At 65.0% G+C, this 20,660-nt stretch carries 18 protein-coding genes and 2 tRNA genes; 10 read left to right on the top strand and 10 right to left on the bottom strand.

The genetic code is table 11. The features are described 5' to 3' along the window. Positions 1-25: 25 nt before the first annotated feature. The 5 genes from MNAB215_RS19450 to MNAB215_RS19430 are packed head-to-tail and all read right to left on the bottom strand — an operon-like array spanning position 26 to position 6,060. Positions 26-835, bottom strand: a complete 810-nt coding sequence (locus tag MNAB215_RS19450; protein WP_077080260.1) for an HpcH/HpaI aldolase/citrate lyase family protein — start codon at positions 833-835, stop codon at positions 26-28. Beyond that, positions 832-1,341: a MaoC family dehydratase gene (locus MNAB215_RS19445; protein ID WP_077080259.1), complete on the bottom strand. Its 510-nt coding sequence runs from the start codon at positions 1,339-1,341 to the stop codon at positions 832-834. The genes MNAB215_RS19450 and MNAB215_RS19445 overlap by 4 nt, the downstream gene beginning before the upstream one ends. After that, positions 1,338-2,504, bottom strand: a complete 1,167-nt coding sequence (locus MNAB215_RS19440; RefSeq protein WP_077080258.1) for an acyl-CoA dehydrogenase family protein — start codon at positions 2,502-2,504, stop codon at positions 1,338-1,340. Before MNAB215_RS19440 ends, MNAB215_RS19445 begins: the two co-directional genes overlap by 4 nt. Continuing rightward, entirely contained in the window at positions 2,501-4,468 is a 1,968-nt protein-coding gene (locus MNAB215_RS19435; RefSeq protein ID WP_077080257.1) for an acetyl-CoA carboxylase biotin carboxylase subunit, read from the bottom strand. The genes MNAB215_RS19440 and MNAB215_RS19435 overlap by 4 nt, the downstream gene beginning before the upstream one ends. Before the next feature lie 5 nt (positions 4,469-4,473). Then, positions 4,474-6,060, bottom strand: coding sequence for a carboxyl transferase domain-containing protein (locus tag MNAB215_RS19430; protein WP_425436481.1), 1,587 nt, complete (start codon positions 6,058-6,060; stop codon positions 4,474-4,476). 354 nt (positions 6,061-6,414) lie between these two features. Between MNAB215_RS19430 and MNAB215_RS19425 the strand changes: the two genes are divergently transcribed. Further along, complete coding sequence (locus MNAB215_RS19425; RefSeq protein ID WP_077080256.1) at positions 6,415-7,050, top strand: SACE_7040 family transcriptional regulator; 636 nt, start codon at positions 6,415-6,417, stop codon at positions 7,048-7,050. A 43-nt stretch (positions 7,051-7,093) separates the two neighbouring features. Continuing rightward, a complete protein-coding gene (locus MNAB215_RS19420) occupies positions 7,094-7,888 on the top strand; it encodes an MmpS family transport accessory protein (protein WP_077082163.1) in 795 nt (264 codons plus the stop codon). Here the strand turns inward: MNAB215_RS19420 and MNAB215_RS19415 are convergent. After that, the gene (locus tag MNAB215_RS19415; protein ID WP_077080255.1) at positions 7,885-9,228 is read right to left on the bottom strand and encodes an MFS transporter; all 1,344 of its coding nucleotides are present in this window, start codon (positions 9,226-9,228) and stop codon (positions 7,885-7,887) included. The two genes, MNAB215_RS19420 and MNAB215_RS19415, sit on opposite strands and share 4 nt — an antisense overlap. A 101-nt stretch (positions 9,229-9,329) precedes the next feature. On the opposite strand from MNAB215_RS19415, the gene cmrA reads away from it, so the two are divergent. Beyond that, the gene (cmrA, locus tag MNAB215_RS19410) at positions 9,330-10,136 is read left to right on the top strand and encodes a mycolate reductase (RefSeq protein ID WP_077080254.1); all 807 of its coding nucleotides are present in this window, start codon (positions 9,330-9,332) and stop codon (positions 10,134-10,136) included. A gap of 3 nt (positions 10,137-10,139) precedes the next feature. On the opposite strand, the gene MNAB215_RS19405 is transcribed toward cmrA, so the two are convergent. Continuing rightward, positions 10,140-11,708 carry a helicase HerA-like domain-containing protein gene (locus MNAB215_RS19405; protein WP_077080253.1) on the bottom strand — a complete coding sequence of 523 codons (1,569 nt, stop codon included), beginning with the start codon at positions 11,706-11,708 and terminating at the stop codon, positions 10,140-10,142. A 101-nt stretch (positions 11,709-11,809) separates the two neighbouring features. Here MNAB215_RS19405 and orn point away from each other — a divergent pair, with 101 nt between their 5' ends. Then, complete coding sequence (orn, locus tag MNAB215_RS19400; protein WP_077080252.1) at positions 11,810-12,445, top strand: oligoribonuclease; 636 nt, start codon at positions 11,810-11,812, stop codon at positions 12,443-12,445. 48 nt (positions 12,446-12,493) lie between these two features. After that, positions 12,494-12,569, top strand: a tRNA-His gene (locus tag MNAB215_RS19395). An 83-nt stretch (positions 12,570-12,652) separates the two neighbouring features. Here the strand turns inward: MNAB215_RS19395 and MNAB215_RS19390 are convergent. Continuing rightward, positions 12,653-12,946: a hypothetical protein gene (locus MNAB215_RS19390; protein ID WP_077080251.1), complete on the bottom strand. Its 294-nt coding sequence runs from the start codon at positions 12,944-12,946 to the stop codon at positions 12,653-12,655. A 98-nt stretch (positions 12,947-13,044) separates the two neighbouring features. After that, positions 13,045-14,256: a L,D-transpeptidase gene (locus MNAB215_RS19385; protein WP_077080250.1), complete on the bottom strand. Its 1,212-nt coding sequence runs from the start codon at positions 14,254-14,256 to the stop codon at positions 13,045-13,047. Positions 14,257-14,500: 244 nt separating this feature from the next. Between MNAB215_RS19385 and MNAB215_RS19380 the strand changes: the two genes are divergently transcribed. Continuing rightward, positions 14,501-14,576 (top strand) — tRNA-Lys (locus tag MNAB215_RS19380). Positions 14,577-14,636: 60 nt separating this feature from the next. On the opposite strand, the gene MNAB215_RS19375 is transcribed toward MNAB215_RS19380, so the two are convergent. Continuing rightward, complete coding sequence (locus MNAB215_RS19375) at positions 14,637-15,296, bottom strand: TetR/AcrR family transcriptional regulator (RefSeq protein WP_077082161.1); 660 nt, start codon at positions 15,294-15,296, stop codon at positions 14,637-14,639. A 135-nt stretch (positions 15,297-15,431) separates the two neighbouring features. Here MNAB215_RS19375 and MNAB215_RS19370 point away from each other — a divergent pair, with 135 nt between their 5' ends. From MNAB215_RS19370 to MNAB215_RS19355, 4 genes are all read left to right on the top strand, one after another. After that, on the top strand, positions 15,432-16,460 hold the full coding sequence (locus MNAB215_RS19370; RefSeq protein WP_077080249.1) for an aromatic ring-hydroxylating dioxygenase subunit alpha: 1,029 nt from the start codon (positions 15,432-15,434) through the stop codon (positions 16,458-16,460). A gap of 5 nt (positions 16,461-16,465) precedes the next feature. Continuing rightward, a complete protein-coding gene (locus MNAB215_RS19365; RefSeq protein ID WP_077080248.1) occupies positions 16,466-17,551 on the top strand; it encodes an NAD(P)H-dependent amine dehydrogenase family protein in 1,086 nt (361 codons plus the stop codon). A gap of 55 nt (positions 17,552-17,606) precedes the next feature. Continuing rightward, on the top strand, positions 17,607-18,686 hold the full coding sequence (locus tag MNAB215_RS19360) for an NAD(P)H-dependent amine dehydrogenase family protein (RefSeq protein ID WP_077080247.1): 1,080 nt from the start codon (positions 17,607-17,609) through the stop codon (positions 18,684-18,686). Between the two features lie 141 nt (positions 18,687-18,827). Then, positions 18,828-20,654, top strand: coding sequence for an N-acyl-D-amino-acid deacylase family protein (locus MNAB215_RS19355; protein ID WP_077080246.1), 1,827 nt, complete (start codon positions 18,828-18,830; stop codon positions 20,652-20,654). Positions 20,655-20,660: the final 6 nt, after the last annotated feature.

The raw sequence follows: 20,660 nt of genomic DNA, 5'->3' as shown, positions 1-20,660 counted from the left end.
TGATCGCGGCCTCCGCGTTGCTTGACTAGTCCCCCGCTCGCCGCAGCACCATCGCGGCATGCTTGAGCACCGGCGAGTCAACCATCTGCCCTTCGAACGCGAATACCCCGCGCTCGGTCTTGGCCGCCGCCAACACCCGTCGCGCCCAGTCCCGCTTCTCCTCGCTGGGCCGAAATGCCTGGCGCACCACCGGGATCTGGCTCGGGTGGATACACACCGTTCCCGCGAAACCCAACGCCACCGCATCTTCGGCTTCTTCGCGCAATCCGTCGAGGTCGCGGATGTCCAGATGCACCGCGTCGAGCGCAACCCGGCCGAAGGCCGACGCCGTCAGCAGGGCCGTCGACCGCACGTGATGGGCGACGTCGCGGTACGTGCCGTCGGCCTTGCGGCTGGAGCTACCGCCGAGCGTGGCGACCAGATCCTCGGCGCCCCACATCAGCGCCACAGTGCCCGGCGCCGCGGCGATCTCGGTCGCGAAGACCGCGCCGCGCGGCGTCTCCAGCAGCGCGATCACGTCGCGCGGCGCCAACGCGGCGACCTGCGCGGCCGATTCGGTCTTGGACAGCATCACCGTCGTGTATGCGGTGGTGGCCAGCGCTTCGAGGTCGCGCGGGTATTCCTCGGTATCGGCGGCGTTGATCCGCACCACGGTGCGTTCCGGGTCCAGCGGCGTGTCCTGCAGCGCCTTGCGGGCAGCGGGCTTGTCCACTTCGGCCACGCCATCCTCGAGATCGAGGATCACCACATCGGCGGTCGCGGCGGCCTTCTCGAAACGCTCGGGGCGATCGGCCGGGCAGAACAGCCACCCTGGCCCGGCGGCGCCTAGGTTCATCGGGACTCCTCGTCCGCGGGTCGTTTCTGTACCAGGGTCTTGCGGACCGCCCGTGCGACCACATCGCCGAGCTGATTACGCCCGGTGTGTTCGAGGCTCACGATGCCTTCGCCTGGGCGGCTTTTCGATTCCCGCTTGTCGGTGCACACAGTCTCCGCGTACAAGGTGTCGCCGTGGAAGAGCGGCTTGGGGAACGCCACCTCGGAGAAACCCAGATTCGCCACGATGGTGCCCAGCGTCAGCTGCGTCACCGACAACCCGACCAGCGTCGAGAGCGTGAACATCGAGTTCACCAGCCGCTCGCCCCGGAAGCCCGGCTGCTCGGCGGCCCACGCCGCGTCGAGATGCAGCGGTTGGGTATTCATCGTCAGCGTGGTGAACAGCACGTTGTCGGCCTCGGTGACGGTGCGGCCCGGACGATGCAGATAGGTGGTCCCGATCTCGAACTCCTCGAACCACAACCCGCGCTGGACAACCGATTTGCCATCGGTCGCTCCGCCTGTCATCCAAGCCCCAGCGAGCGCGCGATCAGCATCAGTTGCACCTCGGTGGTGCCTTCGCCGATCTCGAGGATCTTGCTGTCCCGGTAGTGACGGGCCACCGGATACTCGTTCATGAAGCCGTAACCGCCGTGAATCTGGGTGGCGTCGCGGGCATTGTCCATTGCCGCCTCCGACGAGATCATCTTGGCGATGGCCGCCTCCTTCTTGAATGGCTTACCCGCCAACATCTTTGCGGCTGCATCGTAGTACGCGGTGCGCGCGACGTAGGCGCGCGCCTCCATCCGGGCGATCTTGAAGCTGATGGCTTGGTAGGAACCGATCGGCTGGCCGAACGACTGGCGCTCCTTGGAGTACTTGACGCTTTCGTCGACGCAGCCCTGCGCCGCCCCGGTCGCCAGCGCGGCGATGGCGATGCGACCCTCGTCGAGGATGGACAGGAAGTTCGCGTACCCCTTGCCGCGAACACCCAGCAGGTTCTCCTCCGGGACGCGGGCGTCGGCGAAGGTCAGCGGGTGTGTGTCCGACGCGTTCCAGCCGACCTTGTTGTAGACCGGCTCGACGGTGAAACCCGTTGTGCCGTTGGGGACGATGATGGTCGAGATCTCTTTTTTGTCGTTAGCCAGGGCGCCGGTAACCGCGGTGACGGTGACCAGCGACGTGATGTCGGTGCCCGAGTTGGTAATGAATTGCTTGGATCCGTTGATCACCCAGTCACCGTTGTCGAGCTTGGCCGTCGTCCGGGTGCCCCCGGCGTCCGATCCCGCGCCGGGCTCGGTCAGCCCGAAGCCGGCGAGCGCGCGGCCGGCCACAAGGTCGGGTAACCACTTGTGCTTCTGGTCCTCGGTACCGAACCGATAGATCGGCATGGCGCCGAGCCCTACCGCGGCCTCCAGGGTGATCGCCACGGATTGGTCGACCTTGCCGAGTTCCTCGAGCGCCAGCGCCAGCGCGAAGTAGTCACCGCCCATGCCGCCGTACTCCTCGGGAAACGGCAGACCGAACAGCCCCATCTCAGCCATCTTGGCGACGACCTCGTACGGGAAGCTGTGCTCCTCATCGTGTTTCGCCGATACCGGGGCAACCACAGTGCGCGCGAAGTCGGACACCGTGTCGCGCAGGTCTTCGTATTCCTTGGGAAGCGTTCCCGCGGTAATCGTTGTCGTCATGATTCCTGATCCTTGATCCTTGCTAATACCTGATCGACCTTGACTTGATCGCCGACGGACACCAGCACCTCGACTTGTCCCGCTGCGGGCGCGCTCAGCGAGTGCTCCATCTTCATCGCCTCGACGACGACCACCACATCGCCCTCGGCGACCTCGGAGCCGGACTCCGCTTGCACCGCAATCACATTGCCGGGCATGGGGCTGAGAATCTCGGCTTGCCGCTCGCCGGCCGCGCGATGGATCTTCTGCTCTTCGGCTTCGCGCAGCAGCCACGTTCCGCGCTCATCGGCGATCCAGAAGTGCCGGCCGGCTTCGGCCCACCGGTAATCGCGGCGCAACCCGTTCAGTGTCACGCTCATCCGATCCGGCTCGACTTGCACACTCGCCGAAGCGATCTCGCCCGCACCGACCTGCACCTCGGCAGCCTCGGGCGGACCCCACACCAACACGGTCTCGGTGCGCAGCGGGGTGCTCATCGCGGTGCGCACGGGCGCCACCACACCGCCGACGCGCCACCCGGTCGGCGCGGCCCACAGATCGCCTTTCGCGCGCAGCGCCAGGGCCCACTGCCGGTAGAGGCCGCCGGCGGCCAGCACATCGTCGGGCGCCGGGAGCGGCGCGAAGTCGGGCAGTCGCTCCTCGAGCAGTGCGGTGTCCAGGTCGCCGGAACGCACGCGATCGTCCGACAGCAGGAAGCGGAGGAACTCGACATTGGTCTGCACGCCCAGCACCGCGGTGTGCGCCAAGGCCCGATCGAGCAACGCGAGCGCCTCGTCGCGATCTGCCCCATGGGCAATCACCTTGCTCAGCATCGGGTCGTAGTCGCTGCCCACCGCCGTGCCGGCCAGCAGAGAGGAATCCACCCGCACACCCGCGGGTTCGACGACCTGCAGCACTTCCCCGCCGGTGGGCAGGAATCCCCGCGCGGGGTCTTCGGCGTATATCCGGGCTTCGATGGCGTGGCCGCGTAGCTGGATATCGTCTTGGGCTACGGTCAGTTTCTCGCCGGCGGCGACGCGCAGCTGCCACTCGACGAGGTCCAGCCCGGTAATCGCCTCGGTGACCGGATGTTCCACCTGCAACCGGGTGTTCATCTCCATGAAGAAGAACTCGTCGGGACGATCGGCGGAGACGATGAATTCCACGGTGCCGGCGCCGAGGTAGTCCACACTGCGGGCGGTGTTGCAGGCCGCCGCCCCGATCCGCGCGCGGGTCTGCGGGTCAAGCAGCGGCGACGGCGCCTCCTCGATGACCTTCTGGTGACGCCGCTGCAGACTGCATTCCCGTTCGCCGAGATGCACCACGTTGCCATGGCTGTCGGCGAGCACCTGCACCTCAATATGCCGCGGCCGCAACACAAATCGTTCCAGGAACAGGGTGTCGTCGCCGAAGGATGACGCGGCCTCGCGCCGGGCGCGCAGCAGCGCCTCGCGCAGCCGGGAAGGCTCGTCCACCAGGTGCATGCCCTTGCCGCCGCCGCCCGCGGACGGCTTGATGAGCACCGGGTAACCGATGTCGCCGGCCGCGGCGACCAGATCGTCGTCGGTCAGTCCCGGCTTGGCGATCCCGGGGACAACGGGCACGTCGAAGGCGGCGACGGCGTTCTTGGCGGTGATCTTGTCGCCCATCACCTCGATCGCCCGGGCCGACGGACCGAGGAACGCCACGGACGCGCGCTCGCAAGCGGCGGCGAATTGTGCGTTCTCGGAAAGGAACCCGTAGCCCGGATGGATCGCCTGCGACCCGGTGCGTGCCGCGGCGTCGAGCACCTTCTCGATATTCAGGTAGCTTTCGCGTGCCGCGGCCGGGCCCAGCCGCACAGCGGTGTCGGCCTCACGCACGTGCCGCGCGCCGGCGTCGGCGTCGCTGTACACGGCGACCGACCGGATGCCCAGCCGGCGCAGTGTCCGGATCACCCGCACCGCGATCTCGCCGCGGTTGGCCACTAACACGGTCTCGAACATGGCACTCACATCCGGAATACGCCGTAGGAGACGGGTTGCAGCGGTGCCTGAGCGCACGCCGAAAGGGCAAGCCCGACATGCATTCTGGTGTCCGCCGGGTCGATGATGCCGTCGTCCCACAAGCGCGCTGTCGAGTAGTACGGATTGCCCTGGTCTTCATATTGGGCCCGGATGGGCGCCTTGAACGCCTCCTCCTCGTCGGCCGACCAGGGTTTGCCCGCCGCGCTGAGTTGCTCGCCGCGCACGGTGGCCAGCACCGACGCGGCCTGCTCGCCGCCCATGACGGAAATCCGTGCGTTGGGCCACATCCACAGGAAGCGCGGCGAGTAGGCCCGGCCGCACATCGAATAGTTGCCCGCCCCATACGATCCGCCGATGACGACGGTCAGCTTGGGCACCCGCGCGCAGGCGACCGCGGTGACCATCTTGGCGCCGTGCTTGGCGATGCCGCCTGCCTCGTAGTCACGGCCGACCATGAAGCCGGCGATGTTCTGCAGAAACAGCAGCGGGATGTTGCGCTTGTCGCACAGCTCGATGAAATGTGCGCCTTTCAAGGCGGATTCGCTGAACAGCACCCCGTTGTTGGCGATGATGCCCACGGGATGGCCGTGGATGTGGGCGAAGGCGGTCACCAGCGTCTTGCCGTATTTTGCTTTGAATTCACTGAAGTCGCCGCCATCGACCAGCCGCACGATGACCTCGTGCACATCGTAGGGGACTCGCGGATCGGGAGGCACGACGTCGTAGAGCTCGGTCTGCGCGTGCTTGGGTTCGACGGGCTGTCGGATCTGCCACGGGCTGGGCTCACGCGGGCCGAACGTCGCGGCGATCGCGCGCACGATGCGCAGCGCGTCCTCGTCGTCGTCGGCGAGGTGGTCGGTGACGCCGGAGACCCGCGAGTGCAGATCGCCGCCGCCCAGATCCTCGGCCGAGACGATTTCTCCGGTGGCGGCTTTGACCAGTGGCGGGCCGCCGAGAAAAATCGTGCCCTGCTCGCGGACGATGACCGCCTCATCGCTCATCGCCGGCACGTAGGCACCGCCCGCCGTGCACGAACCGAGCACCGCCGCCACTTGCGGAATCCCCGTGGCGCTCATGGTCGCCTGGTTGAAGAAGATTCGCCCGAAATGCTCGCGGTCGGGAAACACCTCGTCTTGGCGTGGCAGGAACGCGCCGCCCGAGTCGACCAGGTAAATGCACGGCAATCGGTTCTGCAGCGCGACTTCCTGCGCGCGCAGGTGCTTCTTGACCGTCATCGGGTAATAGGTGCCGCCCTTGACCGTCGCGTCGTTGGCGACGATCACGCATTCGCGCTCCGATACCCGGCCGATTCCGGTGATGATTCCGGCGCCGGGGGATTCGTCGTCGTACATGCCATCGGCGGCCAGCGGGGACAGCTCGAGAAAGGGGCTGCCCGGATCAACCAGACGATCCACCCGCTCGCGCGGCAACAGTTTGCCGCGGCTGACATGTCGTTCGCGCGCACGCTCGTTGCCGCCCAGAGCCGCGACCGCGAGTTTTGCGTTCAACTCACCGACCAACCGGCGGTGCTCCTCGGCGAACGACGGCGCAGCCGCCACGGACACAGTCACCTCCGGCCTCCTTGCCGTCCTGCCGCTTTCAGTTAATCATCATTAACTGGCGCTGAGAATACCATCGTGCGCGCTACCGCGTCCAGGTTCGCCGGCCGGGTAGCGGGTCAGTTTGAAACGTCCATGTTCCAACTACCCTGGCCCACCTGCGAGTTGCGCCCCGCCTGAGGGACCCCGGGGTTGCTGGTTCCTCGTCAGGTCGTGCCCCATTGGCTTTGCCCTGGGCAAAGCGCTGGCGGTTGACCGTCGCTGAATGTGCCGACGTCGGCGAGGTATCCGCATTCTTGCGCGAGTTGAGTTAATAGCGAATAACTCATGTTAGGTTAGCGGCGATTAACCTAACGAAGGTTCGCCATGAGAACGTCTGCCTCCGAGGGCCAGCCTGACGCCCCAAATCGTCGCAGCCAGTTGAAGTCTGACCGGCGCCTACAACTTTTGTCCGCGGCCGAACGACTATTCGCCGAACGCGGTTTTCTTGCGGTACGGCTGGAAGATATCGGCGCGGCCGCCGGCGTCAGTGGCCCGGCCATTTACCGGCATTTCCCGAATAAGGAATCGATGCTCGTCGAGCTGTTGGTCGGGATCAGCACCCGGCTACTGGCCGGAGCTCGCGACGTCACTGCCCGACACCCGGATGCAGCCACGGCGCTGGATGGCCTGATCGATTTTCATCTCGACTTCGCGCTGGGCGAGCCAGACCTGATCCGCATCCAGGATCGCGACCTGACACACCTACCCGTCGCCGCCGAGCGCCAGGTGCGCAAGGCGCAACGACAATATGTAGAGGTATGGGTGGCCGTACTGCGCGAGCTGAACCCCGTGCTGGCCGAAGCGGAGGCCCGGCTGACCGCGCACGCGGTCTTCGGCTTGCTGAACTCGACACAACACAGCATCAAGTCGCCCGACAAGCCGGGCCGCGCGGTGCGCTCACGCGATGTCATGCGGGCGATGACCGTCGCCGCGCTGGGAGCAGGCGGTCAACTTCGCTGACCCACCCATGGAGCACAGGTACCCTGCAAATCATGAGGTGGACATGAACGATCCGCGGCGAACCGAGCGGTTTAGTTCTCCTCCTCTCTCGGGTTCTGGACCGGCCGGGCCGCAGGGCCCGCACTATGCGCCTCCGCCTGATCCGGCGTACGCCGACCAGGCGCCGTACGCGTCCACCTACGGCGGCTACGCCCCGCAGTGGGCGCCGGGGCTGAACGAAACCAACCCGACCACCCGGTTGCCGGCGTATTGGCAGCAAGACCAGCCCCCGCCGGGTGGCGGTCTGCCGCCCGACGGGCTACCTCCCGCGCCACCGGAGGGCCCGAGGTCGCCGCGCTGGCTGTGGATCGCCGCCGGCGGGGCGGTGCTGCTGGTCGTCGCGTTGCTGATCGCGCTGGTGCTGACCAACGGCGCCATCAAAGACCAGACCGTCGTGCCGCCGTTGCCCGCCATGCCCGGGTCAAGTTCAGAATCGCCGACTCCCTCACCCTCGACGCGCATACCGACGCCGCGCACCCGGACACCGCTGCCGCCGCCCGGTGCGACGTCGCCCGGAACGACGGTTCCCGGCGCGATGCAGAACGTCGTCTACAACGTCGACGGCGACGGACGCGCGATCAGCGTCACCTACTGGGACACCGGCGACGTCATCCAGACCGAGTTCAACGTCGCTCTGCCGTGGAGCAAACAGGTCACCCTGTCCCAGTCAGCCGCGCATCCGGCGAGCGTCACGATCATCAACATCGGCCACAACGTCACCTGCACGCTCACCGTCGATGGCGTTCAGATGCGCCAGCGCACCGGGGCCGGCATCACCATCTGCGACGCAGGGCGTTAGGACTGCTCGGCCACCGCGGCGCCATGGCGCGGCGGGACCCGAACCACCAGCATCGCCAGCAGCCCGGCGATGAGCACCACCGCGATTCCGCCCAGCCCGGCCCGCACGGCACCGAAGCCGTCGACGAAGACCGAGAACAGCCACGGCGCCACGAACGCGACCGCCCGACCCGTCATCGTGTACAGCCCGAACGCCACGCCCTCCCTGCCGTCCTTGACCATGTGCAGCAGCAGGGCCCGCGCCGACGACTGCGACGGCCCGATGAACAAAGCCAGTAGCAGGCCGCACGTCCAGAAGGCCACCGGGCCGGACAGCACCATCAGCGTGACCGTTACCGTGACGATCGCCGCCAGCGACGCGACGATGACCGGTTTGGAACCGACCCGGTGGTCGATGGAACCACCAAGTATCGCGCCGATCGCGGCCACCACGCTGGCCGCCACACCGAATATCAGCACAGTGGCCGGCGTGACGCCGTAGGCGTTGACACCCAGCACAGCGCCGAAGGCGAATATCGCCGAAAGCCCGTCGCGGAAAAGCGCGCTGGCTCCCAGGAAGTAGACCAGGTTGCGGTCCCGGCGCCACTCCGCGGAGATCTCGTTCCACAGCTTGCGATAGCCACCGAGCATGCTCGCCGGTTGGTAGACCTCCGTCGGGGCGGGTAGCCGGTGGGCGACCAGCAGCAACGGTAGACCCAGCACCGCCAGCCACAGCGCGGCCGCCAGCATCGCCACCCGGACGTAGAGCCCGTCGTGCAGAGGCAACCGCAGCAGCCCACGCACCGCGTCCGGGCCCGAGCCGGATCCGGAGATGAATCCCACATAGATCACCATCAGCAACACGACGTTGCCCAGGTATCCCGAGGCCCAGCCCAGGCCGGAAATCCGGCCTGCGGTTGCCGGCGTCGAAAGCTGGCGCAGCATGGCGTTGTACGGAACGCTGGCCAGGTCCCCGCAGGCCGCGGTCGCGCCCAACAGCACCAACCCCGCCCACAGGTAGCCGGGGCGATCGTGAATAAAGAACATCGCGCAGGTCAGCGCCACCGCCAGGCAGGTCAGCACGCTTAGCGCCACCCGCCTGCGATGCGGTGATTCCACCCACACACCGACTAGCGGAGCCAGCAGCGCCACCGTCAGCCCGGCCAGCGCCCCGGCCCGCCCCAACCAGCTCGCCGGTGTGGTGCTGCCGGAGATGCCCACCCCCACACTGCTGGTCAGATAGACGGAGAACACAAACGTCGCCACGATCGCGTTCAGGCCGGTCGAGCCGCAGTCCCACAATGCCCACGCGACGATCCGGGATCGCCCCACCTTGCCCGAAGCCAATTCCGGCTGACCCATGCCCGGCACTCTATGTGTCCGGCGACCGACTCGCCGCGCCCGGTGATGGGGCGCTCGCGGTGGCTACGGGTGGGCGGCGCCGGCTTGTCTACGATTGCCCCATGCCGATTCCAACTCCCAGTCCCGACGCGCGTGCCGTTGTCACCGGGGCTTCGCAGAACATCGGCGCGGCGCTGGCCACCGAGCTGGCCGCTCGGGGACACAGCCTGATCGTCACCGCGCGACGCGAAGATCTGCTCAACGATCTGGCCGCGCGCCTGACCGACAAGTACGGCGTCGCGGTCGAGGTGCGACCGGGCGACCTCGCCGACCCGGCCGAACGCGCCAAGCTCTGCGACGAACTGGCCACGCGGAACATCTCCATCCTGTGCGCGAACGCGGGGACGGCGACCTTCGGTCCGATTGCCGGGCTTGACCCGGCCGGCGAAAAGGCGCAGGTGCAGCTGAATGCCATTGCGGTACATGACCTTACGTTGGCGGTGCTGCCGGGAATGATCGAGCGCAAGGGCGGGGGCATCCTGATTTCCGGTTCGGCAGCCGGGAATTCGCCAATCCCCTACAACGCGACCTACGCGGCCACCAAGGCGTTCGCCAACACCTTCAGCGAATCGCTGCGCGGCGAACTGCGCGGCTCGGGTGTGCACGTCACGCTGCTGGCTCCCGGTCCGGTGCGCACCGACCTACCCGATGACGCCGAGCGATCGCTGGTCGAAAAACTGGTACCCGATTTCCTGTGGATCTCGACCGAGCACACGGCCCAGATTTCACTGGATGCCTTGGCGCGCAACAAGATGCGTGTGGTGCCCGGATTGACGTCGAAGGCGATGTCGGTCGGCAGCGGATACGCCCCGCGGGCCATCGTGGCCCCAATCGTGGGCAGCTTCTACAAGAAGCTCGGCGGCGGGTAGCCGCTACTTCCGGCCGCCGCCGAACCTGGCTCGGATGAGTTCGCGCATGCTGCTCTTGATGACGTCCTTCACGTCCGGGTTCTTCAGCACTTCCTCCCACATGGCCGGGCCCTTCGGCTCGAACGGCTCCGGCATCGGCGGTATGTCGTACGTGTCCGGATAGGACGGCAGTGGGTCGTATTGCCCCCGCGGGGCCGGCGCCTGCGAGGGCGGCCCCTGCGGTTGGAGCACTTGAGGATCCGGCGGCTGTTCCACCGTCTGGCCGTATTTGGCTTGCAGCGGACTGGCTTTCGCGGCGGCGACGACCGCGTCGGGGCTGATGGCCCCCATGAGCGACCGCGGCACTCGCATGCGCGTCCACGCGACCGGCGTCGGAGCGCCCTTCTCGGACAGCACGGTGATGACGGCCTCGCCGATGCCCAGCGACGTCAATGCCGACTCGAGGTCGTAGACATCGGTTTTCGGATAGGTGCGCACGGTCCTCGACAGCGCCTTCTGGTCGTCCGGGGTGAATGCGCGCAAGGCGTGCTGGACCCGGGCGCCCAACTGCGAGAGGACGTCGTTGGGCAGATCCGTGGGCAGCTGGGTGCAGAAGAACACCCCGACGCCCTTGGAACGAATCAGCTTGACGGTCTGCTCAACCTGCTCGAGGAATGCCTTCGACGCATCGGTGAAGAGCAGGTGTGCCTCGTCGAAGAAGAAGACCAGCTTGGGCCTATCCACGTCGCCGACCTCGGGCAGCACGGTGAAAAGGTCGGCGAGCAACCACATCAGGAAGGTGGAGAAGATGACCGGGCGCAACGACTGACCGGTGAACTCCAGCAGCGAGATGACGCCCTGCCCCTGACCGTTGGACCGCAGCAGGTCGCGCGAATCGAGCTTCGGTTCGCCGAAGAACGTGTCGCCGCCCTCGCCTTCCAGGTTCACCAGGGCCCGCAGGATGACACCGGCCGTCGTCGGCGACACCCCGCCCAGGTTTTTCAGCTCTTCCTTGCCCGCGTCGCTGGTCAGGTAACTGATGACGGAACGCAGCTGGTCCAGAGTGACCAGCGGACGGTTTCTGTCGTTGGCCCAATGGAAAATCAGGCCGAGAGTCGACTCTTGAGTAGCGTTGAGACCCAACACTTTTGACAGCAGCACCGGGCCGAAGCTGGCGACCGTCGCCCGAATCGGCACGCCGACGCCGTCGGTGCCCAGCGACAGGAACTCGACCGGGAATCCCGTTGCCTCCCAGGCATCACCGGTGTCCTTGGCGCGCGCGGCGGTCTTGTCGTTGCTCTCCCCCGGCGCGGAGAGACCGGACAGGTCGCCCTTCACGTCCGCCATCAGCACGGGAACTCCCGCGGCGGACAGCTGTTCGGCGATCAGTTGCAGCGTCTTGGTCTTACCCGTACCGGTCGCTCCAGCCACCAAGCCATGCCTATTGATGGTCGCCAGCGGGATGCGAACCTGGGCGGTCGGATCGACGGTGCCGTCGACGACTACCGTGCCCAACTCCAGGGCCTGGCCGTGAACGGCGTAGCCGCTGGCAATTCGCTGCGCGGGCCCGCCGTCCGCCGATTCGGTACTCATCGTGCAGCACCCCTTTTCCTGTCGGTCCCCACAAAGCATCGCCCACACTACTTGCCAGGGGGCGGCGTCGGCAGGGCTCACGTGGGCTTACGCTGAGCGCTGTGCGGGACGAATTGGTGTGGATCGACTGCGAGATGACCGGACTGGATCTGGGTTCGGACAAATTGATCGAGATCGCAGCGCTGGTCACCGACGCCGACCTGAACATTCTCGGCGACGGAGTCGACGTAGTGATCCACGCCGACGACGCCGCGCTGTCGTCGATGGTCGACGTGGTCACCGCGATGCACACGCGCTCGGGGCTGATCGACGAGGTGAAGGCATCCACCGTCGACCTGGCGACCGCCGAGGCGATGGTGCTGGACTACATCCGCAAACACGTCAAGCAACCCAAGACGGCGCCGCTGGCGGGTAATTCGATCGCCACCGATCGCTCCTTCATCGCCCGCGACATGACCGATCTGGACTCTTTTTTGCACTACCGGATGATCGACGTCAGCTCGATCAAGGAGCTGTGCCGGCGCTGGTACCCCCGCATCTATTTCGGCCAGCCGGCCAAGGGGGTCACCCACCGAGCACTGGCCGATATCAAGGAGTCGATCCGCGAGCTGCAGTTTTATCGACGTACCGCGTTCGTGCCATTGCCGGGGCCGTCTACCAGCGAGATCGCGCAGGTCGCCGCCGATATCGAGGGCACGGGTGGAAACGATTCGGCTACCGAGCCAACGAGCGGCTAGTATCTACAGTCGCTGCTCGTGCGGGCCCTGGGCCGGCAGGCAGCCATGGTGGGTGTAGTTCAGCTGGTAGAGCGTCAGGTTGTGATCCTGAATGTCGCGGGTTCGAGTCCCGTCACTCACCCCAACGGATCAAGGGGCAATGCTGCCCTTTGATCTTTTCTTTGTCGCGCCGCATTGGTGCGCGGCATTGCGCGCGGCCCGGCCGCGTTAGGCGCCGGGGCGCAGCGGCCTTTTCAAGGTGCAGACGATGCTCCACTCGAAACGCAACTCCCCGCCCTTGTCAAAGCCACTGAAGTGGTGGGTGACCTGGGTGCGTTGCACCGCGGAGTTCACGATCTCCCAACCCTGTTCGCCGTAGGTCTTCGTCTGACGGCTGGCCTCGTCTATCACGGCTTCCAAAGCCTCATCGGTGCAGTGGAAGAACTTGGTCTCCCAGCGAGGGGGATACCACTGGCCGTCAGACGCCAACCACCAACCCTGCCCGGGCGAAGGAGTGCTCATAGTCCCGGCACCTTACGCGGTTCGGACCAACGGATGAATGAATGAAAAATGACGGAAGCTACAACACACGGCACAAAGCCCGGGTCGCCTGCCCGGGATCAGGTGTTGGCGTTGCCCGCCTTCCACTGCGGCCAGGGCATGTTCCAGTCACCGAGCCCCTCGGTGGCCGGCAGCGTCGGCCCGACGGTATTGATGACTTCGACGATGTCACCGCTCTTGCTGTGGTCGTAGAACCACTCGGCATTGCTCGGGCTCACGTTCAGGCATCCGTGGCTGGTGTTGGTGTGGCCCTGCGCTCCGACCGACCATGGCGCCGAGTGCACGAAGACACCGCTATAGGACATCTGTGTGGCCCAATCGACCTCGGTGCGATATCCGTTGGGCGAGTTGACCGGAACGCCGTAGGTCGACGAGTCCATGATGATGTGCCTGAACCGCCCGCCGATGATGTAGTCGCCGTTGGCCGTCGGGGTGCTGTCCTTGCCCATCGACGTGGGCATGGTCTTGACGACTTCACCGTTGACTCGGACGGTCACCATCTTGGTGCTGTCGTCGGCGGTGGAGATGACCTCGTCGCCGATGGTGAAGTGCGTCTTGACGTTGTCCTCGCCGAACATCCCGTCGCCCAGGTCGACACCGTAGGTGTTGACCGCAACATCGATGGCTGTGCCCGACTTCCAGAAATGCTCTGGGCGCCAACGCACTTCGCGGTTGTTTAGCCAGTAGAACGCGCCCTCGACAGGCGGGTTGGTGGTGATGACGATTGCCTTTTGGGCCGCCGCGCGATCGGCGATGTTCTCGTCGAACCGGATGGCCACCGTCTCGCCGATGCCCACCACCTCGCCGTCGCCAGGGTTGACGTAGGGCATGGTCAGGTGAGCCGGCGAGCTGGTCGCGAAGCTCATCTGACGGCTGGCCGCCCCACCCAGCCCGAGCGCCTTCGCGTTCAGCGTGTAGTGCCTGTTGTAGCCAAGCTGTTCGGTAGTGGACCAGCGCAGTCCGTCCGGACTGAGCTGGCCGCTGATCGCCCTGCCGTTGTCGTTGACCATGGTGACCGAGGCCAGCACCCCGTCGGCGACGCTGACCGTGACCGGCGCGTCGACCGTGACGCCGACGGCGCCGTCGGTTACCGAGGAGGTGAGCTTGGGAACCAGCAGATCGGCGAACGGGGTGCCCTTGTCGAAGATGACCTTCGCCGGCGCGGCGGCATGGTTACCGCTGCACGCAGCGCCGAACACAGCAAACAGACTCAGCGCGATAGCCAGCCACGATCGACTGGCCCGCAAAGGCATCATCAAGCGACCTTCCATATGATCCCGCTTATTCGGTCACCACTGACCCCAATTGACTGCAAGACATTCTAAAGGCTCCCGGCCGCTGGACGCGGTAATACCGGACCACTTATGACGCAAGCCAAGCGACACTAGGCCAGGACGCGGCAGTCCGCAAACGCGATGACTGCCGACCACCGAAGCCTCTACACTAGAGGGCCGGGAGATTTCGCTCCGCGACGCGTTACCTGTTATTGTCGCGTGCGCGGTCTCGGCCGACCAAGCGCCGTTAGCTCAGTTGGTAGAGCAGCTGACTCTTAATCAGCGGGTCCGGGGTTCGAAACCCTGACGGCGCACCACCAAACGCCCGGCTACTCGCGGGCGGGGGCCTTCGAACTCGATGGCCTAAAATCGAAAAGCTAAGTCCCAGAAGCACTTCGGTCGCCGGGGCCGCTCGAAGCGGACGACTCCAGGTACGCCACGATCGCATCGGTGAGCCCCCGCCGCGCCAGATCGAGGTCGTAATAGCTACCGAGCTGACGCTCTGAGGTGATGCCGCGCATTGCCCCCGGAATGAATGTGGCGACCGCGCGCACCCGTTCGGTGTCGACATTCAGGTCAGCGAAGGCGTTCTGGCAGGTTTCCAGCCAACCCCGCCCCCACGACTGGAGTTCAGCGGACGTACGCGGGTAAAGGCGTTCGAGCTCGGCCGGGTCCCGGGGAAGGGCGGCGCGCAGGTTCTCGATCGCCCGGGAGTCAGTGGCAGTCAGCCCGTCGTAGAGAGTGTCGATGATCGCCGCAACTCGTTGTCGCAGTGGCACCGCGGTGTCGGAAGGCACGAACAGGTCTGCGCGGTGCTCGGCGGTCCGATGTAATACCGCGGCCCACAACCCGTCCGCGTCGCCGAACTGGTACTTCACCACACCCCAGGTGGCTCCGATCTGCTTGGCGATCCGGTTCGCCGACACCGCTCCGGGATCGCCGGTAGCCAATGCCTTCAACGCCGCCTCCAGCATGTTCTCGCGCGAGGCATCACCGCGTCGGTTGGTGCGCTGCGGCTGAACATCCGTATCGGTCATCATGCAGATGTTAACCGCCCGACCACGCATTTCAATGATTCACAGAGCCCTCTTTGGTTTTCCCATTAGCGCCACTATGCTTCTTGCGAGACGACGTTTCAGGTGCAGCCCAACGCGCCAGGTAGAGGAGTTCGGATGGCGAAGCCGCCGCTGTCGATGAAGCCGACCGGCTGGTTCCAGATCGCGTGGTCGGACGAGATTCCCGTCGGCGACGTGCACAAGATGCATTACTTCGGCCAGGAAATGGTGGCCTGGCGGGCGCAGTCGGGGCGGCTGACGGTGATGGACGCCTACTGCGAACATCTGGGCGCCCACTTGGGTTTCGGCGGTCACGTCGAGGGCGAGGTCATCGAGTGCGCCTTTCATGGCTGGCAGTGGAGCCATGAGGGCCGCAACGTCTGCATCCCCTACGAGAACCGACCCAACCGCGGACGCAAGATGCGCACCTACCCCGTGGTCGAACGCAACGAGTCGGCCTACATCTGGCACGACGTCGAGGGTCGTGAGCCGTTCTTCGATGTGCCCGACATCTTCGCCAGCTTCGAGGACGGCAGCAGTCTGGCCGACTACTACCCCCGCCAGACCATGTACGAGCCCAACCAGGAGTTGCATCCGCAGTACGTGATGGAAAACGGTGTCGACGTCGCCCACTTCAAATTCGTGCACAAGACGCCGATCGTGCCGGTCTTCACGCGGCACGATTTCGATCAGCCGACGTCCTACGTCGACTTCACCATCACCTTCGAGGGTGACGAAAACCAATCGATCGACGACATCGACAGCGGTGTCGAGGCGATCAACGGCGGGCTCGGTATCGCGGTGACCAAGAGTTCAGGCATGATCGACAACCGGACCATGTCGACGGTCACCCCCGTCGACGAGCACACCTCCGACGTGCGGTTCACGGTGTACATCGGCCGGGTGCCCGGCAAAGACACACCTCGGCACGAGGCAAAGGCCGAGCAGTTTGGCCAGGACGTCATCCGGCAGTTCAAGCAGGACGTCTATATCTGGTCGCACCAACGCTATTCGGACCCGCCCGCACTGTCTTCGTCAGAGTTCGAGGGTTTCACCGCGCTCCGCAATTGGGCCCGACAGTTCTATCCCGACGGACGAGGCGGCAGTGCCGCCGAACTGCAATCGACGACCGCGCAGGCTCACTGAATTCTATGACCACCAGCGCACCGATCCGGGTGTTTCAGGTCGCGACCGGCAACGTCGGGACCGAGATGATCAAACGCATCGCCAGCCAGCCGGATCTCGAGCTAATCGGATTACACTGTTACACACCGGAAAAGGTTGGCCGGGATGCCGGCGAAATCGCCGGCCTGGCACCCAACGGCGTCATCGCCACGGGTTCGGTCGACGAGATCATCGACGCCAAGCCCGATGTACTGACCTTCCACGGCGTGTTCCCCGACGAGGACCTCTACGTGAAAGTCCTTGAGGCAGGGATCAATATCGTCACGACGGCGGACTGGATCACCGGTCACCACCGGGACCGGAACCACCCGCATGCCTCCGGCAAGTCGACCACCGAAGTTCTGCAGCAAGCGTGCCTGAAGGGCGGCTCGACGTTCTACGGCACCGGCATGAATCCGGGGCTGTGCCAAATCCTGGGAGTGGTCAACTCCTGCAACGTTTCCGAGATCGAGAACATCACGGTCATCGAGTCGGTCGACGTCTCCTGTCACCATTCGGTCGAGTCATGGCGGATGTGCGGCTACGGCCTGCCGGTGCAGGATCCGCGTATCCCGGGAATGCTGGAGGTGGGCACCCGGGTGTTCGCCGACGGGGTGTATCTGATGGCGGACTGCTTCGGACTCGAACTCGACGACGTAATTTTCTCGTACGAACTGGGTGCCTGCACCGAGGACGTCGACCTGGGCTGGTACCAGCTTCCCCAGGGTTCGCTGGGCGCGAATTACCTTAAATACCAGGGCATTGTGGACGGCGTGCCCAAAGTCGAGGTGCACCTCGAATGGCAGATGACGCGGCACACCGAGCCGCGCTGGAAGGTGCAGCACTGCTACATCACCAAGATTCAGGGCGACCCGTGCATCACCAGCAAGCACATGATGCACCCCAAGCCGGGCGTAGACATCCGTTCGCCGCAAGCGGTTGCCTCGATCGGCATGACGATCACCGGCATGCCCGCCCTGAACGCCATCTCCTCCGTCGTCGCGGCGCCACCAGGACTGCTGACCAGCGCCGACATCCCGTTACGCGGATTCGCCGGCCGCTTCAAGACTTAACCCCATTCTCCCCCAACCCTCAAACGACGCACCATCAACCGAAAGGCCGAATCGAATGAACGCTCCCGTCCGTGTGTTCCAGGTAGCCACCGGCAACGTCGGCTCGGAGATGATCAAGCGGCTCGGTGAGCGCACTGATTTGGAACTTGTTGGCCTGCACTGCTATTCGCCCGAGAAGATCGGCCGCGATGCCGGCGAGATCGTCGGCCTCCCCGCGATCGGAGTGAAGGCGACCGGCACGATCGAGGAGATCATCGCGGCCAAACCCGACGTGCTCACCTTCCACGGGGTCTTTCCCGACGAGGATCTTTACGTGAAAGTCCTTGAGGCCGGCATTAATATCGTCACCACTGCCGACTGGATCAATGGCTGGCACCGGGACAAAAACCATCCCCACCCGTCGGGCAAGCCGGTGACCCAACTGCTGGCCGAAGCCTGCGAAAAGGGTCAGGTCAGCTTCTACGGCACTGGCATGAATCCCGGCCTGAACCAAATTCTCGGAGTCGTGTGCTCAGCAGATGTCGCCGAGATCGAGAATGTCACGACCATCGAGTCGGTAGACGTGTCCTGTCACCACAGCAAGGACACCTGGATCGAGGTCGGCTACGGCCTGCCCGTGGACGACCCAAGCATCCCAGCCAAGCTGGAGAAGTACACCCGCGTCTTCGCCGACAGCGTGCTGATGATGGCCGACTGCTTCGACATCCAACTCGACGAAGTCAAGTTCAGCTATGAACTCGGTGCGTGCACGAAGGACGTCGACTTGGGCTGGTACCAGATGCCGAAGGGTTCCCTCGGCGGCAACTACATCAAGTACCAGGGCATGGTCAACGGTGTGCCCAGGGTCGAGACGCACCTTGAGTGGCAGATGACCGCGCACACCGACCCGAGCTGGGACATCAAGGGCTGCTACATCACTCAGATCAAGGGCGACCCCTGCGTCTACAACAAGCACATGATTTTCCCGAAGCCCGGTGTCGACCTGTCCAACCCCGACAATTTCGCCTCCATCGGCATGACCGTCACCGGCCTGCCCGCCCTCAACGCGATCAAGTCCGTCGTCGACGCCCCGCCGGGACTGCTGACGAGCGCGGACCTCCCCCTGCGGGGCTTCGCGGGACGCTTCAAGCTCTAGCCAAGGCGCGGCGCGGGCATTCCCGGCAGCCGAGCTGGAACTCGGGCATTCAGTCACCATCCACTTACGCAGAGGCGTATGGTCAATCAAGAAGTGCGCAGTGCCACCACACGACTGCCGATCCACAGGCGAGGGACGGGTATGTCATACGACACGATCATCCGCAACGGACGCTGGTTCGACGGGACCGGAGCGCCGTCGGCAGTCCGCAACATCGGAATTTCCGCCGGACATGTGACCGCGGTGTCAACACAGGAACTCGATGGATCCGGTTGCCCGAATGTCATTGACGCGTCCGGAAAGTGGGTGGTCCCGGGGTTCCTCGACATTCACACGCACTATGACATCGAGGTCTTGGAAGGCCCCGGCTTAGCAGAGTCGGTCCGGCATGGCGTGACGACGGTCGCAACGGGATCGTGCTCGATATCGACGATTCACGTCGATGCTGAGGAGGCCGGCGACCTGTTCGGCCGTGTCGAGGCCATCCCCCGCGAATACGTGATCAAGTCGATCGGCGCGCACAAGACGTGGAGCAACAGCGAGGAGTACATCGCCGCGATAGAGGACCTGCCACTGGGCCCAAACTTGTGCTCTTTCATCGGACATTCGGACATTCGCACCGTCACCATGGGACTCGAGCGCTCCACCGACGACGGCATCAAGCCGACCCGCGCCGAAGTGGCGCGCATGGAGCGAATGCTGACCGAGGCATTGGACGCCGGCTTCATCGGGTTGTCAACCAACCAACTTCGCTTCGACAAGCTCGACGGGCAGATCTGCCGGTCACGCACGCTGCCGTCGACGTACGCCAAATGGCGAGAGAACCGCCGACTCGAGAAGCTTGTCCGCGCACGGGGCCGCATCCTGCAATCGGCTCCCGACATCGCCATGCCGCTGAGGATGATCTTCCAGGCGCTGCAATCGATTGGGCTGTACCGCAAGCCGCTGAAAACCAGCCTGCTGGCCGCGGCAGACGCCAAGTCAAATCCTTTGGCGTTCTACTTCCTCAAGGGACTGGCCACGGCGGTCAATACGCTCGGCGCCAACTTCCGCTTTCAGCATCTTCCGGTGCCGTTCACCGTCTACGCCGACGGCATCGACTTCGTCATCTTCGAGGAATTCGGATCGGGACAGGAAGCGATGCATCTGGCGGAGTGTCTGGAACGCGATGAGTTGATGCGCGACGAGGCCTATCGGCGGCGGTTCCGCAAAGACTACGACCAGAGGTTCGGGATTCGGGTGTGGCACCGCGACTTCTTCGACGCGGAGATCACCGACTGCCCGGACCGGTCCGTCATCGGAAAGTCGTTCGGCGAGGTCGGCCTTGACCGCGGCGGCTTGCACCCCGTCGACGCATTCCTCGATCTGGTGCTTGAACACGGCACTAAGCTCCGCTGGTTCACCACGATCTCCAATCATCGGCCCGAAGTGCTCAAGAAGTTCGCCAAGGAGCCTTACACCCAGTTGGGTTTTTCCGACGCGGGGGCGCACCTGCGGAATATGGCCTTCTACAACATGGGTATGCGGCTGCTGAGGCACGTGCGTGACGCGGAAAATGCCGGAACACCTTTCATGACAGTCGAACACGCCGTACACCGCCTCAGTGGTGAAATTGCTGACTGGTACGGGATCGACGCCGGCCACCTCCGCATCGGTGACCGAGCGGACCTCTCAATCATCGATCCCGAGCGTCTCGACGACTCCCTGGATGAGTACGCCGAAGAGCGCGTCGAACAGTACGGTGGTCTGTCACGCATGGTGAACCGCAACGACGCCACCGTCGTTGCGGTGTTCATCAGCGGCCAGCAGGTCGTGGCAAACGGCGAACCTACCGACATCCTCGGGACGGTACGCACCGGCAGCTTCCTGCGGGTCGACCGGCGATCACCCGCGGTGGCACCGCAATCGGCACAGGGCGGCGATGCGCTGGTCGACCGGGAGAACGCAAGCGACTTCGCACCCTGGTGACACGCA

It is taken from the genome of Mycobacterium numidiamassiliense (assembly GCF_900157365.1).
GTDB classification, from domain to species: Bacteria; Actinomycetota; Actinomycetes; order Mycobacteriales; family Mycobacteriaceae; genus Mycobacterium; species Mycobacterium numidiamassiliense.
The sequence above is the reverse complement of the archived record's forward strand: the minus strand, read 5'-3'. Positions and strand labels throughout refer to the sequence as shown.